Genomic DNA, 18,561 nt, shown 5'->3' with positions numbered 1-18,561 from the left:
TATGAAAACTACAGCTTTTACAAATTTTCACATAGAGCTAGGTGCTCGAATGGTTCCTTTTGCAGGGTATAACATGCCTGTTGAGTACTTTGGTATTAACGAAGAGCACGCTACCGTTCGCGAGAAGGTAGGCGTATTCGACGTTAGCCACATGGGCGAAGTTTGGGTAAAAGGGCCAAAGGCTTTCGACTTTGTACAGTACATCACCTCTAACGATGTTGCTGCTCTATTCGATGGTAAGGTTCAATACTCTTGCTTTCCTAACGGTAAGGGCGGTATTGTAGACGACCTTCTGGTTTACCGTATCGATGCCGAAACCTATCTTCTAGTAATCAATGCGGCCAATATCGAAAAGGATTGGAACTGGATTGTAGAGCAGGGCAAGGCGTTCGGTTTTACTCCAGGTAAGGAGATCTATAACGCTTCAGATGAAATCTGCCAGCTTGCTATCCAAGGACCATTGGCCATGCAGGTTGTTCAAAAGATTACCGAGGAAACTATTACCGATATGGAGTACTACACCTTCCGTAAGGTAAATGTTGCCGGCATTAAGAATGCTATTCTTTCTACAACAGGATATACCGGTGCTGGTGGTTGCGAAATCTACGTAGCTAATGAGGATGGTGAAAAGCTTTGGAAGGCAATCTTCGAAGCAGGTAAGGAAGAAGGCATCCGTGCAATCGGCCTAGGAGCTCGTGATACCCTCCGTCTCGAAATGGGCTTCTGCCTATACGGAAACGACATCAACGATACTACCTCGCCAATCGAGGCTGGTTTGGGTTGGATTACCAAGTTTACCGACGAGAAGAACTTCATCGACAAGGAGCTTCTTTTGAAGCAAAAGAAGGAAGGCGTAAGCCGTAAGCTTGTTGGTTTCGAAATGATCGACCGTGGAATTCCACGCCAGCACTACGATCTTTGCGATGCAGAGGGTAACGTAATCGGCGAGGTAACCTCTGGAACCATGTCGCCAATGCTTAAGATTGGTATTGGTATGGGATACGTGAAGCCAGAGTTCGCAAAGGTTGGAACCGAAATCTGCTTAAGCGTTCGTGGTAAGCTGCTTAAGGCAAAGGTTGCTAAGCTTCCTTTCTATAAAGGATAGGTTTAGTAGCAATCATATAAAAAGGCGTGGGCATTGCCTACGCCTTTTCTGTTACTACAATGCTAATATGCAGTTGGGATAATAGCGATGAAAATTTCAGTTCTTGGGAGTGGAAGTGAAGGGAATTCGACCTATTTGGACGTTTGCGGAATACCTTTTCTTATAGATGCTGGGTTTAGCGCAAAGACGCTTATCGGTCGAATGCATAACCTCGGTCTCAATCCATCTATGCTTAAGGCAATTTTGGTAACGCACGAGCATAACGATCATATAAGGGGAGTGGGTATCCTTTCACGCAAGCTTAACCTGCCCATTTACATTACGCCAGAAAGCTACAGGGTATCGGCATCGTGTCTCGGGAAAATTGCCCCAGAGAATTTGCGTTTTATCGAAGGCGAATTTGATATCGAAGGCGTTCGGTTTATCCCCTTTAATGTAAGCCATGATGCCGTCCGAACGATAGGATTTCGGGTTGAAGGATCTAACGGAAAACGGATGGCCATTTCGACGGATATAGGCTGCTACACCGAGGAGATACTTACCCATTTTACCAATGTCGACATAATGGTTCTGGAGGCCAACTACAACTTTGATATGCTTCAAAGCTGCGGTTATCCTTACTACCTGAAGCAGCGTATTCATAGTGAGCAGGGGCACCTTTCGAACGAGGATTCGGGACGGCTAATCTGTAGCTGCTATCATCCGAATCTTAAAAAGGTGTTTTTGGCCCACGTTAGCAAGAATAGCAATACCTACGATCTTGCCTTGGCAACCGTTAGGACCGAATTGGAATCAAAAGGAATTAAACTAGAAGTTGAGGTTGCATATCAGGATACGGTAACCGAACTTTTTGCAATATAGAAGAATGAAAAGAAAGGTAGAGGTTTGCTTCTCTCCCGCAATATTCGGCACGCAGCATCGTGACGATCAGGTTGTGGTTGTGGTAGACATTTTTCGAGCATCTTCGGCAATATGCTATGCGTTTGCCAATGGCGTACAAGAAATAATCCCGATAGAAGATGTCGAAGAAGCACGCAGGTACAAGGAGGATGGCTACCTTGTTGCATGCGAACGAAAAGGTATTAAGGCCGATTTTGCCGATTTTGACATTGGACCCGAAAATTTCACCCCCGATGTAGTTCTAGGTAAAACGCTTATTTATAGTACGGCCAATGGAACTAAAACTATTCAGAAAGCGGCATTGTGCAAGAGGGTTGTCATTGGCTCGTATCTTAACTTAACGGCCTTGGCTAATTGGCTTGTTCGGCAGGATAGCGATGTAATAATTCTTTGTTCGGGCTGGAAAAACCGCTTCTGCCTCGAAGATTCTGTATTTGCAGGAGCCTTAGTTGAGCAGCTGCTGCGTACCGATCGTTTTACAGCAAAATGCGATTCTGCACTAGCCTCGCTTGATTTGTGGGCAATGGCCGAGAATGACCTGCTCGGTTACATTGAAAAAGCTTCACAACGAGGTCGTTTGAGAAACTACAAGATGGACTCAAGCATTAAGCTGTGCCATACTCTCGATTTAGCAAAAATTATACCTGTACTAAAATCAGGGAAATTGGTAGCCGAGTCTTAGATATAGCTAAAAATTGTTCGTGATATTTAAGATTTGGTTTTAAACTGTAATTTTGGCAAGGAAAAAGTATTATATACCATAATCAATATGGTTGTGCTATAAATATTTTTTTCGCATTTTTACCTAACTCTGAAATCAGTCGAATTTAACATATACGTAGCAATGAAAAAACATAACTTCAGCGCTGGTCCATGTATCTTGGCCCCACAGGTTATTGAGAATACTGCAAATGCAGTACGCGACCTAAACGGTATAGGTCTTTCTCTAATCGAAATATCTCACCGTACCAAGTACTTTGAGCCCATTATGGAAGAGGCTCAAAAGAACTTCAAGGAGCTAATTGGTGCTCCTGATAACTACCACGTTCTTTTCCTAGGCGGTGGTGCTAGCCTTCAGTTTGCGATGGTGCCTTTCAACCTTATGGAAAAGAAGGCTGGTTACATCGAAACTGGTGTTTGGGCTAAGAAGGCCATCAAGGAAGCCAAGCTTTTCGGCGAGGTTGAAGTTCTTGCTTCATCGGCTGATAGCAACTTCAGCTACTTCCCTAAGAATATCAACATTCCTTCGGATCTAGACTACGTACACATCACTACTAACAACACCATTTACGGTACCGAAATTCATCACGATATTGACTGTCCTGTAACCCTAGTTGCTGACATGTCTTCTGATATCATGAGCCGTCCTGTTGATGTAACTAAGTATGGCATGATTTACGGTGGTGCTCAAAAGAACCTTGGACCTGCTGGTGTTACCTTCGTGCTTATCCGCGAGGACATCCTTGGCAAGGTTAGCCGTCAAATCCCAACGATGCTTGACTATAGAACCCACATCAAGGAAGGTTCTATGTTCAATACCCCTCCCGTATTTGCAATTTACGCCGTAAACGAAACCCTTAAGTGGATGAAGCAAATGGGTGGCGTTGAGAAGATGTACGAGCTTAACAAGGCTAAGGCGCAGCTTCTTTACGATGAAATCGACCGCAACCCAATGTTCATGGGAACTGCCGAGAAGGAAAGCCGTTCGCTAATGAACATCTGCTTCGTTATGGCTCCTGAGTACAAGGAGAAGGAAGCCGAATTCCTAGAGTTCGCTAAGAGCCAAGGAATGGAAGGTCTTAAGGGTCACCGTTTGGTTGGTGGTTTCCGTGCTTCTACCTACAACGCTCTTCCTATCGAAAGCGTTAAGGCTTTGATTGATTGCATGCGCGAGTTCGAAAAGAAAAACGCGTAGTCATAAATAACATATAAAGGTTGGCTGTTTCTGTACGGTCAACCTTTTTTACATAACTAACCGAATAGAACTTTATACTATGGCTAAAGTACTCGTTGCAACAGAGAAACCCTTTGCTAAGGAAGCTGTTGATGGTATCAGAAAGATAGTTGAAGCGGCTGGATTCGAATTGGCCCTTCTCGAAAAGTATACTTCGAACGACGATTTTCTAAAGGCAGTTGCCGATGTTGACGGACTTATTGTTCGTAGCGACAAGGTAACCCGTGAGGTGGTTGAAGCTGCTAAGAACCTTAAGGTAGTGGTACGTGCTGGTGCCGGTTACGACAACCTTGATCTTGCTGCTTGCACCGAAAAGGGTATTGTGGCTATGAACACCCCAGGACAGAACTCGAATGCGGTTGCCGAGCTTGCCTTTGGCATGATGCTCTATATTGCCCGTAACTCGTTCCAACCTGGAACTGGTGCCGAGCTGAAGGGTAAAAAGATCGGTATTCATGCCTACGGAAACGTTGGCCGCTGCGTGGCAACCATTGCAAAGGGCTTTGGAATGGAGGTTTACGCGTTCGACCCATTCGTTACTGCTGAGGCTATGGCTGCCGAAGGCGTTAAGGTTTGCTCTACCGTAGAGGAGCTTTACGCTACCTGCAACTACGTTTCGCTGCATATTCCTGCTAACGATAAAACAAAGAACTCGATCAACTTCGATCTTCTTTCGAAGATGCCTAAGGGTGGCGTGCTAGTTAACACCGCTCGTAAGGAGGTTATTCACGAAGCAGATATGGTTAAGATGATGACCGAGCGTCCCGACTTTAAGTACGTTTCGGATATCGAACCAGCAATTGCTGCTGAGCTTAAGGAAAAATTTGGCAACCGCGTATTCTTCACCCCAAAGAAAATGGGTGCTGAAACTGCCGAGGCAAACGTTAATGCTGGTCTTGCTGCTGCCCGTCAGGTGGTAGGCCTAATCAAGAACGGCGACAAAACTTTCCAAGTAAATAAGTAGTATTTTATAGCGGTCTAAGCTTCTTAGGCCGCTTCCTTCCCTAAAATTTATTGTTCCTATGGTAAAAATTAAACCTTTCAAGGGCGTTCGTCCCCCAAAAGATATTGTTGCTGAAGTAGCATCGCGTCCTTACGACGTGCTTAACTCGGCTGAGGCTAAGGCTGAGGCTGGCGAAAAGTCGCTGCTTCACATCATCAAGCCAGAAATCGACTTCGATCCAATCGCCGACGAGCACTCTCAAGAGGTGTACGACAAGGCTGTTGAGAACTTCAAGAAGTGGCAGGCTAATGGCTGGCTTAAGCAAGATCCTACCGAAAAGTACTACGTGTACGCTCAAACCATGGACGGCCGCACCCAGTACGGATTGGTTGCTGCTTGTCACTGCGAGGACTACATGACCGGCAAGATCAAGAAGCACGAGCTTACACGTAAGGATAAGGAAGAGGATCGCATGATTCACGTTCGCATCCAAAACGCCAACGTAGAGCCTGTATTCTTTGCCTATCCAGCGGTTGCCGAAATGGACAGCATCATTGCTAAGGTGGTTGCTGCAAGTGCTCCTGAGTACGACTTCGTTGCTGCCGATGGCTTTGGTCACAAGTTCTGGGTTATCGAGGACGATGCCGTTAACAAGCGCATCACCGAAATCTTTGCCGAAATTCCTGCGCTTTACGTTGCCGATGGTCACCACCGTACCGCTGCTGCTGCGCTAGTAGGCGAGGAGAAGAAGAAGGCTAACCCTAACCACACCGGCGACGAGGAGTACAACTTCTTCCTAGCGGTTATCTTCCCAGACAACCAGCTGAAGATTATCGACTACAACCGCGTTGTTAAGGATCTTAATGGTCTAACCACCGAGCAGCTTATTGCTAAGCTATCGGAAGATTTCGATATTAAGGAGATGGGTGCAGATATCTACACACCTAACGCTCTTCACAACTTCTCGATGTACATCGATGGCAAGTGGTACTCACTAACCGCTAAGGCTGGCACCTACGACGATAACGACCCAATCGGAATCCTAGATGTTACCGTTCTTTCGAACCTAGTTCTAGACAAGGTGCTTGGCATTAAGGACCTCAGAACCGACAAGCGTATCGACTTCGTTGGTGGTATCCGTGGTCTTGGCGAGCTTAAGCGCAGAGTGGATAACGGCGAGATGAAGGTGGCTTTTGCTCTTTACCCTGTAACCATGCAGCAGCTCATCAACATTTCGGACACCGGCAACATCATGCCTCCAAAAACAACTTGGTTCGAGCCTAAGCTCCGCTCGGGTATCGTAATCCACAAGTTGGACTAACCATATAGAAAGGCTCTTCGGAGCCTTTTTTGTTTTAGGAGGGGTTCTTACTTGGTAATGTCCCTACAACTTTGGGAATTCTTCGATCGGTGAAGCTTTCATCCATTAATCGTCATGCAAAAGATCGTTTCAATAGACTGTGAACTGTAATAGAGCAAGGTATCCTAAACTAGAATAGTTCCTATAAGGACAAAATAATGCCTATCGCTTCCCGTCTGTTACTTTTATTAAAGTTAAAATTCGCACGTAGTAGCGTAAAAAGAAGGCCATCCGAAACAGCGGTATTCTGCCCGGATGGCCTTCTTGTTCAATATCCAATGCCCTATCGGTTCCTATTTACGAATGCGATGGCATCATCCTTATAGCTTACCACTATGCTATCGTCGGCACTTACGGCGCCGCTAAGAATTTGCTTCGATAGCTCGTTGACGATGTACTTCTGAATGGCCCGCTTGATGGGCCGAGCCCCGAACATTGGATCGAAGCCCACCTCGGTTATAAAGTTGATGGCGCTATCCTCAAACTCTATGCTGATGCTGTTCTCGGCCAGCATACGCTTCACCACCTCGAGCTGCAGCAGCACAATTTGCCGTATCTCCTCGTGGTTAAGCGGGGTAAACATGATGATATCGTCGATACGGTTGATGAACTCCGGGCGTATGGTCTGCTTCAGCAGATCGACGAGCATATCCTTGGTCTTTTCGGCCACCTCGCTCCTATTGGCATCCGAAGAAGCGGCAAAGCGCTCCTGTATCAGCTGCGAGCCGATGTTCGAAGTCATAATAATAATGGTATTCTTAAAGTTTACCACGCGCCCTTTATTGTCGGTCAACCGCCCATCGTCCATCACCTGTAAAAGGATGTTGAACACATCGGGATGCGCCTTCTCGATCTCGTCGAAAAGCACCACCGAGTAGGGCTTACGTCGAACCGCCTCGGTAAGCTGGCCACCCTCGTCGTAGCCCACGTATCCGGGAGGCGCCCCGATGAGCCTCGACACCGAATGCTTCTCCATGTACTCGGTCATGTCGATGCGGGTGATCATATTCTCGTCGTTGAAGAGGAAGTCGGCCAGCGCCTTGGCCAGCTCGGTTTTACCCACGCCCGTTGTTCCCAGGAAGATGAACGACCCGATAGGCCGCTTGGCATCCTGTAGCCCGGCACGGCTGCGGCGAACGGCATCCGAAACTGCAGCAATAGCTTCATCCTGCCCTATCAAACGTTTATGCAGTTCTTCCTCCATGTGTAGCAACTTGTCGCGCTCGCTCTGCACCATCTTCGACACCGGAATGCCCGTCCACTTCGACACCACCTCGGCGATGTCCTCGGCGTCTACCTCCTCCTTAATCAGCGCCTCGTTGCTCTGGCGCTCCTTCAGTATGGCCTTGGTGCGCTCAATCGCATCCTGCACCTCCTTCACCTTTCCGTAGCGAATCTCGGCCACCTTAGCGTAGTCGCCCTGGCGCTCGGCCTCCTGCGCCTGGAAGCCCAGCTCCTCGAGCTCCACCTTTTTCTGCTGGATTTGGTTGATGAGCCCCTTCTCCTCCTCCCACTTCGAGCGCAGTTCGGTACGCTGCTCCGAGAGGTTGGCAATTTCGGTGTTCAGCTCATCAATCTTTCGCCTGTCGCCCTCGCGCTTTATGGCCTCGCGCTCAATTTCCAGCTGGCGAATCCTACGGTCGAGCTCGTCGATATTCTCGGGTACCGAGTTCATCTCCAGCCTTAGCTTCGATGCTGCCTCATCAATAAGGTCGATGGCCTTATCGGGTAGGAACCTATTAGTGATATATCGATCAGACAGCTCCACGGCGGCAATAATAGCCTCGTCCTTAATGCGCACCTGGTGGTGGTTCTCGTAGCGCTCCTTTAGCCCTCGAAGTATGGATATGGCATCAACCGGCATAGGCTCATCCACCATAACCATCTGGAAGCGGCGCTCCAGCGCCTTATCCTTTTCGAAGAACTTCTGGTACTCGTCGAGCGTGGTTGCCCCAATCGAGCGCAGCTCGCCACGCGATAGCGCAGGCTTTAGAATGTTTGCCGCATCCATCGCCCCCTCGCTCTTTCCGGCACCAACCAGCGTATGTATCTCGTCGATGAAGAGGATGATCTCGCCTTCGGATGAGGTTACATCCTTAACCACCCCCTTCAGGCGCTCCTCAAACTCGCCCTTGTACTTTGCACCGGCAATCAGCGCACCCATATCCAGCGAGTATATCTGCTTCGACTTCAGGTTTTCGGGTACATCACCATTTACGATACGATGGGCAATGCCCTCGGCAATGGCAGTCTTCCCCACACCGGGTTCGCCCACCAGAATGGGGTTATTCTTTGTACGACGCGATAGGATTTGCAGCACACGGCGAATCTCGTCATCTCGACCAATCACGGGATCGAGCTTACCCGAACGGGCTTGGTCGTTTAGGTTGATGGCAAACCGTTCGAGCGCATTAAAGGTCTCCTCAGCCGACTGGTTATCAACCGTAGCCCCCTTGCGCAGCTCCTTGATGGCGGCAATCAGATCCTTTTCGTTAACGCCATTATCCTTAAGCAGCTTTGCAACGCTATCGCCCACATCAAGAATACCAAGAAGGATGTTCTCTACCGACACGTACTGGTCGCCCAGCTTCTTCGAGTAGTCGATAGCCTTTTGCAGCGCTCGGTTGGAGTAGTTGCTCAACGAGGGCTCGCCGCCCGTCACCTTCGGATACTTATCGATAATCTGCTGAAGGTTTCGCTCTATGGTTGTAACGTTAACACCCAACTTTCGCAGCAGAAATCCCACCACATTCTCGCTCTGCGAGAACAACCCTTGGAGTAAATGTCCAGGTTCAATAATCTGGTTATGGTTCGCGGTAGCCACCTCAATGGCATGCTGAACCACCTCCTGTGCCTTTATGGTAAAGTTATTAAAGTTCATTTTGCGTCTCCTTTTTTGTGCTTAATACCCAATCAACATACTTGCCATTCCCAAAATCTACGACATTTTTTCAGATCATTCGAACAAATCTGACAATATTTCACACGTAAAAAGTATAATCAGCGTAGCTATCTGCACAAAATTCACCTTGATTTTAACCTATCGAACTCCGTAAATTAGCAATTAAACAAGTGATGTATGAGAAGATGGTTTAGAATCATAATGCGCCTGCTTATACTATTTGCGCTCTTTTCTATCATCATCTATGTATTCATGCCATCAAACCTTTCGGTGCAAGAATCCATCGGCATAAAGTGTCCACCTCGCCTTGTATTCCAAAAATTAGCCGACCCTAACTACTGGATCAGCCGAAGCAAATTCTTTTACAACAAGTTCGATCGTTTTCAAATAGACTCCTCCGCAAAGGGAAAGCCTTACATCTACCAATGGAAGAACAAGAATGGAACAGCTGGGTTCGTACAACAAAAAGAGTCTAGACGATACGAAAGCATCATTTACCAAGTGAACTACGAGCAAGAATCAGATGGGGAACTAATCTTAAACCTTTCGTACCAAAAGAGGATCACCACAGTGGAGGCAAGCTTAGAAGTAGAACTCCCCAACTCTATATGGAAGAAGGTGAAGGTCTACCTTCTATATTTTTCGGTAAAGCGAAATCTCCGCAACGAGCTTAACTCGTTGGCTATGGATTGCATGATGAATAGCAAACCGCTTAACATTACGGTCAAAAAGGGAATCGTTCGCGATTTCAAAGCCCTGATCCGCAAATCGTACCTCACTCGTCGAAAAAACAATACCGCTATAGACGAGCTGCGCAGAATTTATGCGTCAATTCCAAAGCCCACCATTGTTGGGCATCCCTTTATCCAATACGCCAATAGCCCTTTCAACGATACGCTAATTATCATCACCGGTGTACCCGTAAGAAACGAAGAGATTAACCGGTTTCCTAACAGCTCGCTGGCGCTCTTTTCGCGCGTTGAAACGTTAGAAGCTACCTTTAACATCAAAGAAACGAATCTGGAAGATGTGTACAGCTTGCTGGCAAGCACAGCAAAAGAAATGGGGCTTGTTGCCGATGGCTATCCGCTTATCTTCGTAAACTTAAGAAAGGGTACTGCTACCATGCAGCTCCCGATAAGCGACTAGCATAAAAAAAGAGGAGCTAACCACAACTCCCCTTCTAAACTAATCTAGACGACATATATTCGATTTTCTTTGTCCTGACAACACAAACGGACAAATACAGAATGATCATGCTTCTTAAAACATAGAGATGCAGAAGGTGACGAAATTCCACACGACAACTCATCTTTTTTTTCAAAATAAAAAGGATACAACTAGTAAGAAGCTGATTACCTTAGCAATCAAACTCAAAAAAAATGCCGGGACTAGCCCGGCATTGCCTCTTCTAATACAATACAGAAACTACTGTAACGCGAACTTGACGGGAAGCGTAAACTTTACCTTAACAGGATTACCGCGCTGGTAGCCAGGTTTCCAACCGGGTGCATTCTTTAGCACGCGCACTACCTCGTTGTCTAGCACGGGATCTACTCCCCTAAGGATCTTAATATCCTCAATTTTCCCGGTCTTACCAATAACAAACTCTACGATAACCGTTCCAACCGTACCGGCATCGCGGGCTGCTTCGTTGTAAACCACATTTTTCATTACATACTTTTGAAACCCCTCTATTCCACTATTTTGGAAAGTTGGCATATCCTCTACAACAATAAAAGGTAGGTCGTCTTCTTTGACATCTTCAACCGCCTTAGTGCCAACACTTATAGAAACTACAGTTACAGGATCAGCAGTTGGTTCAGAATCAAAGAAATCAACATTGTTGTTAAGAGAAACATTGTTAGGAACAATACGAAACTCATCGGAAACGATGGAAGGCTGAACAACCTCAGGAACTTTTTGAGGCTCTTCCACTATTGGGATTAACTCCGTAACGTCCTCAGCAACCTTTCCGCTTGCAAAGCTGATGCCTGCCTCTGGTTCTTTAAAGTTCCACTCGAATGCTACAATCGATACGAAAAGAGCAACGCACAATCCTAATTCCATAAAAAATACCTTACGATGCTCCAAATCTGCGCTAAATGCTTTTTTTGCCAACATAGCTGCAATGTTTTAAGCGTTCAACAATATTTATTTTAATGGGTACCCGTTACTATAAAGATGCATTAGCACCTTCAATTACACACAACAATTCATATTTTTTTTAGCTTTGCCTTAAAATAATTTCGATTGTTCCTACGAAAAGCATATAAGCACTCCGAAACCAAACGTCAGAGCCTATCACAACTATCTGACGAGGAACTTATTGCCCTGCTAAACGATCAAACGTATAACGAAATTATTAACGAGATCTTCAATCGCTACTCCTACATCCTTTACGGTTTATGCTATAAGTACCTCAAGAACACAGAAGAGAGCAAAGATGCCGTACAGTCAATCTTCGAAAAGATCTTTACAGACTTAGGCAACCACAGCGTACGAAATCTAAAGTCGTGGCTCTTTGTTGTTGCTAAGAACTACTGCCTAATGCAAATCCGAAAAAAACAGGTAGAGACCAAGGAACTTACTGCAGAAAACAGCTCATATGTTCTACTGAAACTTTACGAAGAAGAGATTGGGCAAAAGAACGAAAACGATGAAATGGAAAATCATGTATCGGAACTACTCCGATGCATTGACAAGCTGTCAAGCCAGCAAAGCATCTGCATAAACCTGATGTATCTCGACGATAAATCATACAAAGAAATTGCAGACATTACCGGATTCTCGCTCAACGAGGTGAAGAGCCACATCCAAAATGGGAAACGAAATCTCCGCAAACTACTCATAGAAAACGATGAAGAATAACCACCACAACCTCTTTTCGGCATCGGGATGCCTTACTTCGGAAGCGTTTGAGCTGCTGAGGAAAGGATTGCTATCGGTAGATGAACAAATGCTTTTAAAAGAGCATATCGCAGGTTGTCCTCTCTGCTCCATTGCCTACGAGGGCCTTGTTGAAGTAGATCTAACCAAGTTGAACAGCGACCTCGAAGAGGTAAAGCGCAACCTACAGGTCGTTCGTCCATTAGATTTTATGCCAGAGAAAAGAGGCCTAAAGCATAAAATTAGAATACGTATAATTACCCTATTAACAATTGTAGCGCTCCTTTCTATCCCTTTCTTTTTTATTGAGAGGGGCATAAAGCCAACTCCTACAATAATCGAGGAAGATGCTATAGCCCCATTCCGACTCGAGCGAAAAGACACCCTCCCCGCTCGTTTGGAAAAAAAAGAACAATCCTCCTATGAATCGTCAAAAGAGCAGGGAACAAAGTAGAAAGTTCAGGGGAATGCAACATCTCTTCTTTAAAGCAAAAATGGTTACGCAATGATACAAATCGCAGAATCGACCCTGCAACGGCTGATCGTTCACAGGGTAGGCAACAAGGTGTCGGATATGACGCTTGTACTATCGCAAAAGGAGATAGAAAACTTTGACGAGGCGCTAAGTGGCATGCTGATGCACTTCTTCTTCTCCCCGTTTAAGGGTGATGCCTTCTTCAACTTCACCCACCCCACCGATGTCAACCTCAACGAGGTGTACACCTACTGCGCCAACATCTTCGACGACGAGAAGCAGTTCTTTGCCATGAGCGAGGCCATTGCCAAGCACCTCTACGAGATGTCGGACCACCCTAATATTAAAGAAGGAGAACTGTATGTGGCGCTGGTTAAGGATATCATCGTCGAGTCGGAGGTGTGCGACGCCATCGGCATCTTTAAGTCGGAGAACAAGGAGACCTTCCTGAAGGTAAACCAGGGCGCCGATGGGCTCGACCTCGGCAGCGAGAATGGAATCAACATCAACAAGCTCGATAAGGGCTGCCTGATATTCAACACCGAGCGCGAGGATGGCTTTAAGGTGTGCGCCATCGACAATACCAACCGCAACAGCGAGGCGGTGTACTGGAAGGAAGCCTTCCTGCGCATCAAACCGCGCGAAGACAGCTACTACCAAACGCGCGGCTACATGGAGGTGTGCAAGGGCTTCGTGAAAGAGGTTTTCAACACGGAAAATGAGGTTGACCGCGCCGACCAGGTGGTAATGCTCAACAAAACGGCCGAGTTCTTTAAGACCAACGAGGTGTTTAAGGAGGAGGTGTTTGAGGCCGAGGTGATGCAGCAGCCCGAGATCATCGAGGCGTTCAGGGAATATAAGGATAAGTACGAAACCATGAACCAGGTGGCTTTTAAGGAGGAGTTTAGCATTGCCTCCGATGTGGCCAAGAAGATGCAAAAGAACTTTAAGAGCGTAATTAAGCTCGACAAGAACTTCCACATATACATCCACGGCGACCGCGAGCTGGTAGACAAGGGCTACGACGACGAGAAGGGAATGAAGTTCTACAAGCTCTTCTACAACGACGAGAATTAGCCACAACTTCGTTCGGGCACCGGATTTCAGTTCCTCTTGGTTGCCGAGCGGAGCCAAGGATAGCATCATACAAACGTCATCGGGAAGATGAGTACAACCATCAGCCACATGACGTTTTGCTTAATGGTTGCAGGCATAAGGTGTAAGGAAAAGGGAATACGCTACGGCTAAATCGATATAGATCGTAAGGAAATCTACATACGCCTTAGCATAAAGGATAAAAGCCACGGGGAAATCAGCATAGCCTTTAATGAAATCGATATAAGCTACGACCTAATCGATATAACCCTTAACGAAATCGATATAAGTTTCCGTTTTTCGAACCTCCTTATTGCTCTAGAACAAAACTGGTAGAACATCCCCCATAAAACGAAGTACCTATCCGAACAACATTAAGTTTCGGGATATGGAATAGTTCAGGGCAATCTTTATCTTTGGGCACTATTATTATTCAAACTCATGAAGAAGCTAATCACCCTATGCGCCGCCGTCCTACTGTTGGGCTCCGCGCATGCCAAGGATACCGCTCCTGCAAAGGCGGTAAAGGTTTACTACAAGGCCATCTACAATGGTCAAGAACAAAAAGGGCCGTTTACCGAGGTAATCATCTCCAACAATGAGGTGCTGATTAAAGGACAAAAGCCTGCCCAAGAACAGATAAAGGAGGTACCCGACGAGGCAACCTACATCGACTACAACGGGAAGCGGATTATTAGAGTTGCAAACCTTTACACCGGAGAGCAGATCTACACCGCAAGAAGTTTTGAAGGCCTGCCCAAGTTCGAGCCAACAGGCGCTACCGAAAAAATTCTGGGGTATACCTGCAAGAAGTACAAGGCCAGCGTCTTTTCGAACACCATCGAAATTTTTATTGCCGACAACACCGAGCTAAAGGGAACTCCACAACCAGGCCTTTATGTTGATGGCCTCGTACTAAAGATTGTACGCAATGGCAATGCTATTACCGTTGCCGATCGAATTGAAATTCTAAAGAAAAAGGATGCCCCTACAGCTATAATACCAGCAACGCTTGGCACTGAAGTAACCGACAAGAAGTACAGCGCAATGGTTGCCGGAAGCTTCGTGAAAACGGTTGAGGTATTCCGCGACGAGCAGATCTGCTTTAAGGATGGCATTAAGAATCCAGAAAACAGCAACCTTCTCGACCACACCTACCGCTATGCAGGCGGAACGCTCATCATCCGTAAAGTAAAACTGCCTAAGGTTCCGGCCGATGCAAACGTGTTTGCCGAAGTCTCCCAGCGCTCTAACGGTGACGCCTACGACCGTACCGGATCAATCTTCATCATCCCACAGGACAAGAAGCAGTCGTTCCTAGATGGTATTCAAAAAGGCATCAACACCATTCCTGTTTACACCGATAAGCACGGCGTTAAGTTTCAAGGCGTGGTTGCCACCGAAGAGTACTCGCCCATTATCGAGTTGGTACGCTTCTTTACCCCATTTGGTGTTGGCCATTTCAACACCTTCCGCCAGGTAGAAGGCACCGTTTGGCAAGATTCGGCACACTACAAGCAGGATATCACTGAACTCCTTCCTAAGCTAGATGGTGAAGTATGGATTGGCGCCTTTATAGGCAACTACGATGCAGGAGGCCACAAACTCTCGCTTCGCCTAAAATACCATCTAAACGAAAAGGAAAAGAAGCCCGAAACGGCCAGCAAGGTATGGATCTACCCGCTATTTGCCACCATTAACGTAATGGAAATGGGCGGGCAAAACTATGGAAGAATGTTCGACAAGGATACGCTTAGCGTCCGCTTTAACGCGCCTAAGGGCGTAAAGAATGTTACCCTTCGCTACATCACCACAGGTCATGGAGGATGGGGAAACGGCGACGAGTTCGTGATGAAACAAAACGAGATCTTCCTGAACGGACAGTCTCTCTACCGATTTACCCCATGGAGAACTGATTGCGGAACCCACCGCTCGTTTAACCCTGCCTCCGGAAACTTCTGGAATGGACTCTCGTCATCCGACCTAAGCCGCTCGGGATGGTGCCCAGGAACGCTCACCAATCCGGTATTCATTCCGGTTGGCAACCTAAAGGAAGGCACAAACGAGATATCGGTTTACATTCCTCTTGGGCCAAACGAGGGAACCAGTTCCAGTTCATGGTGCATTTCGGGTATTCTAATTGGAGAAATGGAGTAGCTGAAACAAGAATAAACAAAGCGGCCTGAAGAAGTAGATTCTTCAGGCCGCTTTTATTGCAAAATGCGCTATTGCCACTAATAAGATGACAAGGTTCCACTATTTGTCCACAAATCAAATATCACGCATATCTTTGCACGCTTAAAACAAACCTTTCTTATATGAAATCAACTTTACGAATTCTTTTCCTAATCCTATCCGTTTCACTTCTCGGATGCAGCAAAGAAAACTTCACCCCAAACATTGTAGGCGATTGGAACATCCAACGGTTCACTCAAACAGAGAAGAACGGAGATGAACTTCAGCGATGCCCCGATTACTGGGATGCCGGACATCTTACCATCCGTAGTGACAGAACAGCAACCCTAAATATGATGAACACGGTCTACCAGTACACGTACACCCAAAAGGACGAAATCATTACGTTTAACGAAGAAGGCACCGGGCTGATACTTCCTTACACCATCCGCTACTCCAGCAACAACGAGCTAATAATCGACCATTTTCACAAAGATGGAAACTATCAGGTAAGCAGAACCTTTATCCTTACCAAATAGAACGATAACGACCAAACGAAAAAAAGCGCGAGCCTTGCCCGCACTTTTTTCGTTTCCTGACGTTAGCCTAAGGCCTAACAGATGAATTCTACTTAAGCCACTTATCCAGCCATCCGTAGAATTCGCGCTGCCAAAAAATGCCATTCTGAGGTTTTAGCACCCAGTGGTTCTCGTTAGGAAGAAGCACCAGCTTAGATGGCACATTCATGAGCTGAGCAGCATTAAAAGCAGCCATACCCTGAGTATACGGAATACGGAAATCGCGTCCCCCGTGGAAAATTAGGATTGGCGTATCCCAATTTTGCACAAAACGATGAGGTGACTGTGCGTAGCTCTTCTGCGCAACTGCATTGTTAACCTCCCACGATGGGCCTCCCATCTCCCAGTTATCGAAGAAAAGTTCGTCGGTGGTAATGTACTCCATCTCAGAGTTGAACACACCGCAGTGCGCAACGAAAGCCTTAAAGCGCTTGTTGTGGTTACCGGCCATCCAGTAGGTAGTGTATCCTCCGTAACTTGGGCCAACGCATCCGATACGGTTCTCGTCGAGCCAAGGCTCCTTCTTTACCGAATCAACGGCAGCAAAAAGATCGCGCATTTCCTGTCCACCATGATCGTGACTAATTTGATTGGTCCACTCCTGTCCCATTCCGGTAGTACCACGACGGTTAGGAAGGATAACTACGTAGCCCTGCGAAGCCATTAGCGCAAAGTTCCATCGGTAGCTGAAGTTTTGGCTAACGGGCGACTGAGGTCCTCCTTGACAGTAAAGTATTCCGGGATACGACTTAGAACCATCGAACTTTGGAGGCAACACCACCCAGGTAAGCATCTTTTTACCATCAGTCGTATTAATCCAACGCTTTTCGAAGGTTGGAAGGGTAAGCTGATCGAGAATCCCCTTATTAATAGCGGTAAGCTGCGTTACTGCGCCGCTTTTTAGGTTCACCGAGTAGATATCGGCAGGAGCAATAAGCTGGGTGCGGTCTGTGACCACCACACCGTTACCTAGAGCACAACCGTGATAGTCGTAGTCGCCAGAGGTGATTGCCGCAATCGAAACTTTCTCCACATCGAGCTTATGCACCTGCGAAGTGGCCTGCACGTAAGCGGTAAAGAAGATGCTCTTTGAGGTTTTATCCCATTGCAGATTTTCGGCGCTGTAGGTCCAATTCTCAAACATGTTGGTCTTTTTACCCGAAGCCAAGTCCATCACCATAATGCGATTCTGGTCGGCCTCGAATCCATCGCGCTCCATGCTCAGCCAAGCCACCTTCTTGCCATCGGGCGAAAAGCGTGGACTCTTATCGTAGCCCATCATACCCTCGGTTAGGTTGGTAGTAATGCCGCTAGCCACATTATACAAGTAAATATCGGAATTGGTAGTTAACGAGCGCTCCTTGCCCACCTTCTTCACGCAGGTGTAGGCTATAGCGGTACCATCAGCATTCCATGTAACTTCTTCCATCCCACCAAAAGGCTTAAGAGGGCTATCCCAACGCTCGCCAAGCATAATATCCTTTAGGTTCGACGCCTTACCGTTGTTGTAATCGGCAACATAAATATGGCTGTATAGCCCATCCTCCCAGGTATCCCAGTGACGGTACATCAGCTGGTCAAAGATCATTGCATCGGCTTTTGGAAGGTCTGTGTAAACCTCCTGCGTCGTTTTATCCACTTTGGTTTCTATTGCAAAGAGTATTTTATTGCCCTTTGGCGAATAGATGTAGCCCGAGATATCCGTTCCCTCATCCGTTACAGGCGCCTCTGCCATCGAATTTACGTCCATCTCATAAAGCCTACCTCCACGAAGGAAGGCAAGTTTAGCACCATCGGCCTTCCAAGCAAGGCTATTTTCTCCTTGTGGAGTTTGAGTTAGGCGGTGCTGATTCTTCCCTTCGATATCCATTATGTAGATATCGGCATTACCCTTGTTCTGCGCCACATCGTAGTACGAAACGGTGTAGGCTATCTTTTTCCCATCGGGCGATACCGTGTATTCGCCTAAGCGACCCAACGACCAAAGCACTTCGGGAGTGAGGCGGTCGCTGGAGAACTTAACATCCTTAGGCCCTATTACGTTGGATCTCTCCTGCCCCATTAGAGCAGTAAAAGCCATCATCAGGCAGAGCGTTGTACTAAAAAGCTTCATCAGCTACGTTTTTTATGGTTTGATGGGGTGAAGATAACGATTAGAATAGCAGGTTTACCAGCAATTACTTAA

Annotated in this window: 15 protein-coding genes; 12 read left to right on the top strand and 3 right to left on the bottom strand. The window is 46.8% G+C overall.

The window, feature by feature from the left end; genetic code table 11:
- Nucleotide 1 precedes the first annotated feature (1 nt).
- The 6 genes from gcvT to CLV25_RS04745 all read left to right on the top strand — a co-directional run bounded on the left by gcvT (nucleotide 2) and on the right by CLV25_RS04745 (nucleotide 6,223).
- Nucleotides 2-1,105: a glycine cleavage system aminomethyltransferase GcvT gene (gcvT, locus tag CLV25_RS04770; RefSeq protein WP_131838495.1), complete on the top strand. Its 1,104-nt coding sequence runs from the start codon at nucleotides 2-4 to the stop codon at nucleotides 1,103-1,105.
- A gap of 87 nt (nucleotides 1,106-1,192) precedes the next feature.
- Nucleotides 1,193-1,966, top strand: coding sequence for an MBL fold metallo-hydrolase (locus CLV25_RS04765; RefSeq protein ID WP_131838494.1), 774 nt, complete (start codon nucleotides 1,193-1,195; stop codon nucleotides 1,964-1,966).
- Between the two features lie 4 nt (nucleotides 1,967-1,970).
- The gene (locus CLV25_RS04760) at nucleotides 1,971-2,687 is read left to right on the top strand and encodes a 2-phosphosulfolactate phosphatase (RefSeq protein ID WP_131838493.1); all 717 of its coding nucleotides are present in this window, start codon (nucleotides 1,971-1,973) and stop codon (nucleotides 2,685-2,687) included.
- Nucleotides 2,688-2,849: 162 nt separating this feature from the next.
- Entirely contained in the window at nucleotides 2,850-3,920 is a 1,071-nt protein-coding gene (gene serC / locus CLV25_RS04755) for a 3-phosphoserine/phosphohydroxythreonine transaminase (RefSeq protein WP_131838492.1), read from the top strand.
- 79 nt (nucleotides 3,921-3,999) lie between these two features.
- Nucleotides 4,000-4,923, top strand: coding sequence for a 3-phosphoglycerate dehydrogenase (locus CLV25_RS04750; RefSeq protein WP_131838491.1), 924 nt, complete (start codon nucleotides 4,000-4,002; stop codon nucleotides 4,921-4,923).
- A gap of 58 nt (nucleotides 4,924-4,981) precedes the next feature.
- Nucleotides 4,982-6,223: a DUF1015 domain-containing protein gene (locus CLV25_RS04745; RefSeq protein WP_131838490.1), complete on the top strand. Its 1,242-nt coding sequence runs from the start codon at nucleotides 4,982-4,984 to the stop codon at nucleotides 6,221-6,223.
- A gap of 322 nt (nucleotides 6,224-6,545) precedes the next feature.
- On the opposite strand, the gene clpB is transcribed toward CLV25_RS04745, so the two are convergent.
- A complete protein-coding gene (clpB, locus tag CLV25_RS04740; RefSeq protein ID WP_131838489.1) occupies nucleotides 6,546-9,143 on the bottom strand; it encodes an ATP-dependent chaperone ClpB in 2,598 nt (865 codons plus the stop codon).
- 198 nt (nucleotides 9,144-9,341) lie between these two features.
- Here clpB and CLV25_RS04735 point away from each other — a divergent pair, with 198 nt between their 5' ends.
- Nucleotides 9,342-10,313 (top strand): hypothetical protein, encoded by a 972-nt coding sequence (locus tag CLV25_RS04735; protein ID WP_131838488.1) that lies wholly within the window; start codon nucleotides 9,342-9,344, stop codon nucleotides 10,311-10,313.
- A gap of 279 nt (nucleotides 10,314-10,592) precedes the next feature.
- On the opposite strand, the gene CLV25_RS04730 is transcribed toward CLV25_RS04735, so the two are convergent.
- Entirely contained in the window at nucleotides 10,593-11,288 is a 696-nt protein-coding gene (locus CLV25_RS04730) for an energy transducer TonB (RefSeq protein ID WP_131838487.1), read from the bottom strand.
- A 129-nt stretch (nucleotides 11,289-11,417) separates the two neighbouring features.
- Here CLV25_RS04730 and CLV25_RS04725 point away from each other — a divergent pair, with 129 nt between their 5' ends.
- The 5 genes from CLV25_RS04725 to CLV25_RS04705 all read left to right on the top strand — a co-directional run bounded on the left by CLV25_RS04725 (nucleotide 11,418) and on the right by CLV25_RS04705 (nucleotide 16,337).
- Entirely contained in the window at nucleotides 11,418-12,035 is a 618-nt protein-coding gene (locus tag CLV25_RS04725) for an RNA polymerase sigma factor (protein WP_131838486.1), read from the top strand.
- Nucleotides 12,025-12,507 carry a hypothetical protein gene (locus CLV25_RS04720; protein WP_131838485.1) on the top strand — a complete coding sequence of 161 codons (483 nt, stop codon included), beginning with the start codon at nucleotides 12,025-12,027 and terminating at the stop codon, nucleotides 12,505-12,507. Before CLV25_RS04725 ends, CLV25_RS04720 begins: the two co-directional genes overlap by 11 nt.
- Before the next feature lie 51 nt (nucleotides 12,508-12,558).
- On the top strand, nucleotides 12,559-13,605 hold the full coding sequence (locus CLV25_RS04715; protein WP_131838484.1) for a nucleoid-associated protein: 1,047 nt from the start codon (nucleotides 12,559-12,561) through the stop codon (nucleotides 13,603-13,605).
- A 459-nt stretch (nucleotides 13,606-14,064) separates the two neighbouring features.
- Nucleotides 14,065-15,780: a PNGase F N-terminal domain-containing protein gene (locus tag CLV25_RS04710; protein ID WP_131838483.1), complete on the top strand. Its 1,716-nt coding sequence runs from the start codon at nucleotides 14,065-14,067 to the stop codon at nucleotides 15,778-15,780.
- A 161-nt stretch (nucleotides 15,781-15,941) separates the two neighbouring features.
- A complete protein-coding gene (locus tag CLV25_RS04705) occupies nucleotides 15,942-16,337 on the top strand; it encodes a hypothetical protein (RefSeq protein ID WP_131838482.1) in 396 nt (131 codons plus the stop codon).
- An 88-nt stretch (nucleotides 16,338-16,425) separates the two neighbouring features.
- Here the strand turns inward: CLV25_RS04705 and CLV25_RS04700 are convergent, their stop codons facing one another.
- On the bottom strand, nucleotides 16,426-18,489 hold the full coding sequence (locus CLV25_RS04700; RefSeq protein WP_131838481.1) for a S9 family peptidase: 2,064 nt from the start codon (nucleotides 18,487-18,489) through the stop codon (nucleotides 16,426-16,428).
- Between the last annotated feature and the right edge of the window lie 72 nt (nucleotides 18,490-18,561).

This window comes from Acetobacteroides hydrogenigenes (assembly GCF_004340205.1).
Taxonomy (GTDB): Bacteria; Bacteroidota; Bacteroidia; order Bacteroidales; family ZOR0009; genus Acetobacteroides; species Acetobacteroides hydrogenigenes.
This window is presented reverse-complemented; position numbering and strand designations above follow the sequence as displayed.

Excerpts from the sequence above, each read along its gene's own strand:
- CLV25_RS04735 (WP_131838488.1), top strand. The coding sequence starts at position 9,342 with ATGAGAAGATGGTTTAGAATCATAATGCGCCTGCTTATACTATTTGCG.
- serC (WP_131838492.1), top strand. The coding sequence starts at position 2,850 with ATGAAAAAACATAACTTCAGCGCTGGTCCATGTATCTTGGCCCCACAG.
- CLV25_RS04700 (WP_131838481.1), bottom strand. The coding sequence starts at position 18,489 with ATGAAGCTTTTTAGTACAACGCTCTGCCTGATGATGGCTTTTACTGCT.
- CLV25_RS04715 (WP_131838484.1), top strand. The coding sequence starts at position 12,559 with ATGATACAAATCGCAGAATCGACCCTGCAACGGCTGATCGTTCACAGG.
- clpB (WP_131838489.1), bottom strand. The coding sequence starts at position 9,143 with ATGAACTTTAATAACTTTACCATAAAGGCACAGGAGGTGGTTCAGCAT.
- CLV25_RS04710 (WP_131838483.1), top strand. The coding sequence starts at position 14,065 with ATGAAGAAGCTAATCACCCTATGCGCCGCCGTCCTACTGTTGGGCTCC.
- CLV25_RS04745 (WP_131838490.1), top strand. The coding sequence starts at position 4,982 with ATGGTAAAAATTAAACCTTTCAAGGGCGTTCGTCCCCCAAAAGATATT.
- CLV25_RS04750 (WP_131838491.1), top strand. The coding sequence starts at position 4,000 with ATGGCTAAAGTACTCGTTGCAACAGAGAAACCCTTTGCTAAGGAAGCT.
- CLV25_RS04760 (WP_131838493.1), top strand. The coding sequence starts at position 1,971 with ATGAAAAGAAAGGTAGAGGTTTGCTTCTCTCCCGCAATATTCGGCACG.
- CLV25_RS04765 (WP_131838494.1), top strand. The coding sequence starts at position 1,193 with ATGAAAATTTCAGTTCTTGGGAGTGGAAGTGAAGGGAATTCGACCTAT.
- CLV25_RS04720 (WP_131838485.1), top strand. The coding sequence starts at position 12,025 with ATGAAGAATAACCACCACAACCTCTTTTCGGCATCGGGATGCCTTACT.
- gcvT (WP_131838495.1), top strand. The coding sequence starts at position 2 with ATGAAAACTACAGCTTTTACAAATTTTCACATAGAGCTAGGTGCTCGA.
- CLV25_RS04705 (WP_131838482.1), top strand. The coding sequence starts at position 15,942 with ATGAAATCAACTTTACGAATTCTTTTCCTAATCCTATCCGTTTCACTT.
- CLV25_RS04730 (WP_131838487.1), bottom strand. The coding sequence starts at position 11,288 with ATGTTGGCAAAAAAAGCATTTAGCGCAGATTTGGAGCATCGTAAGGTA.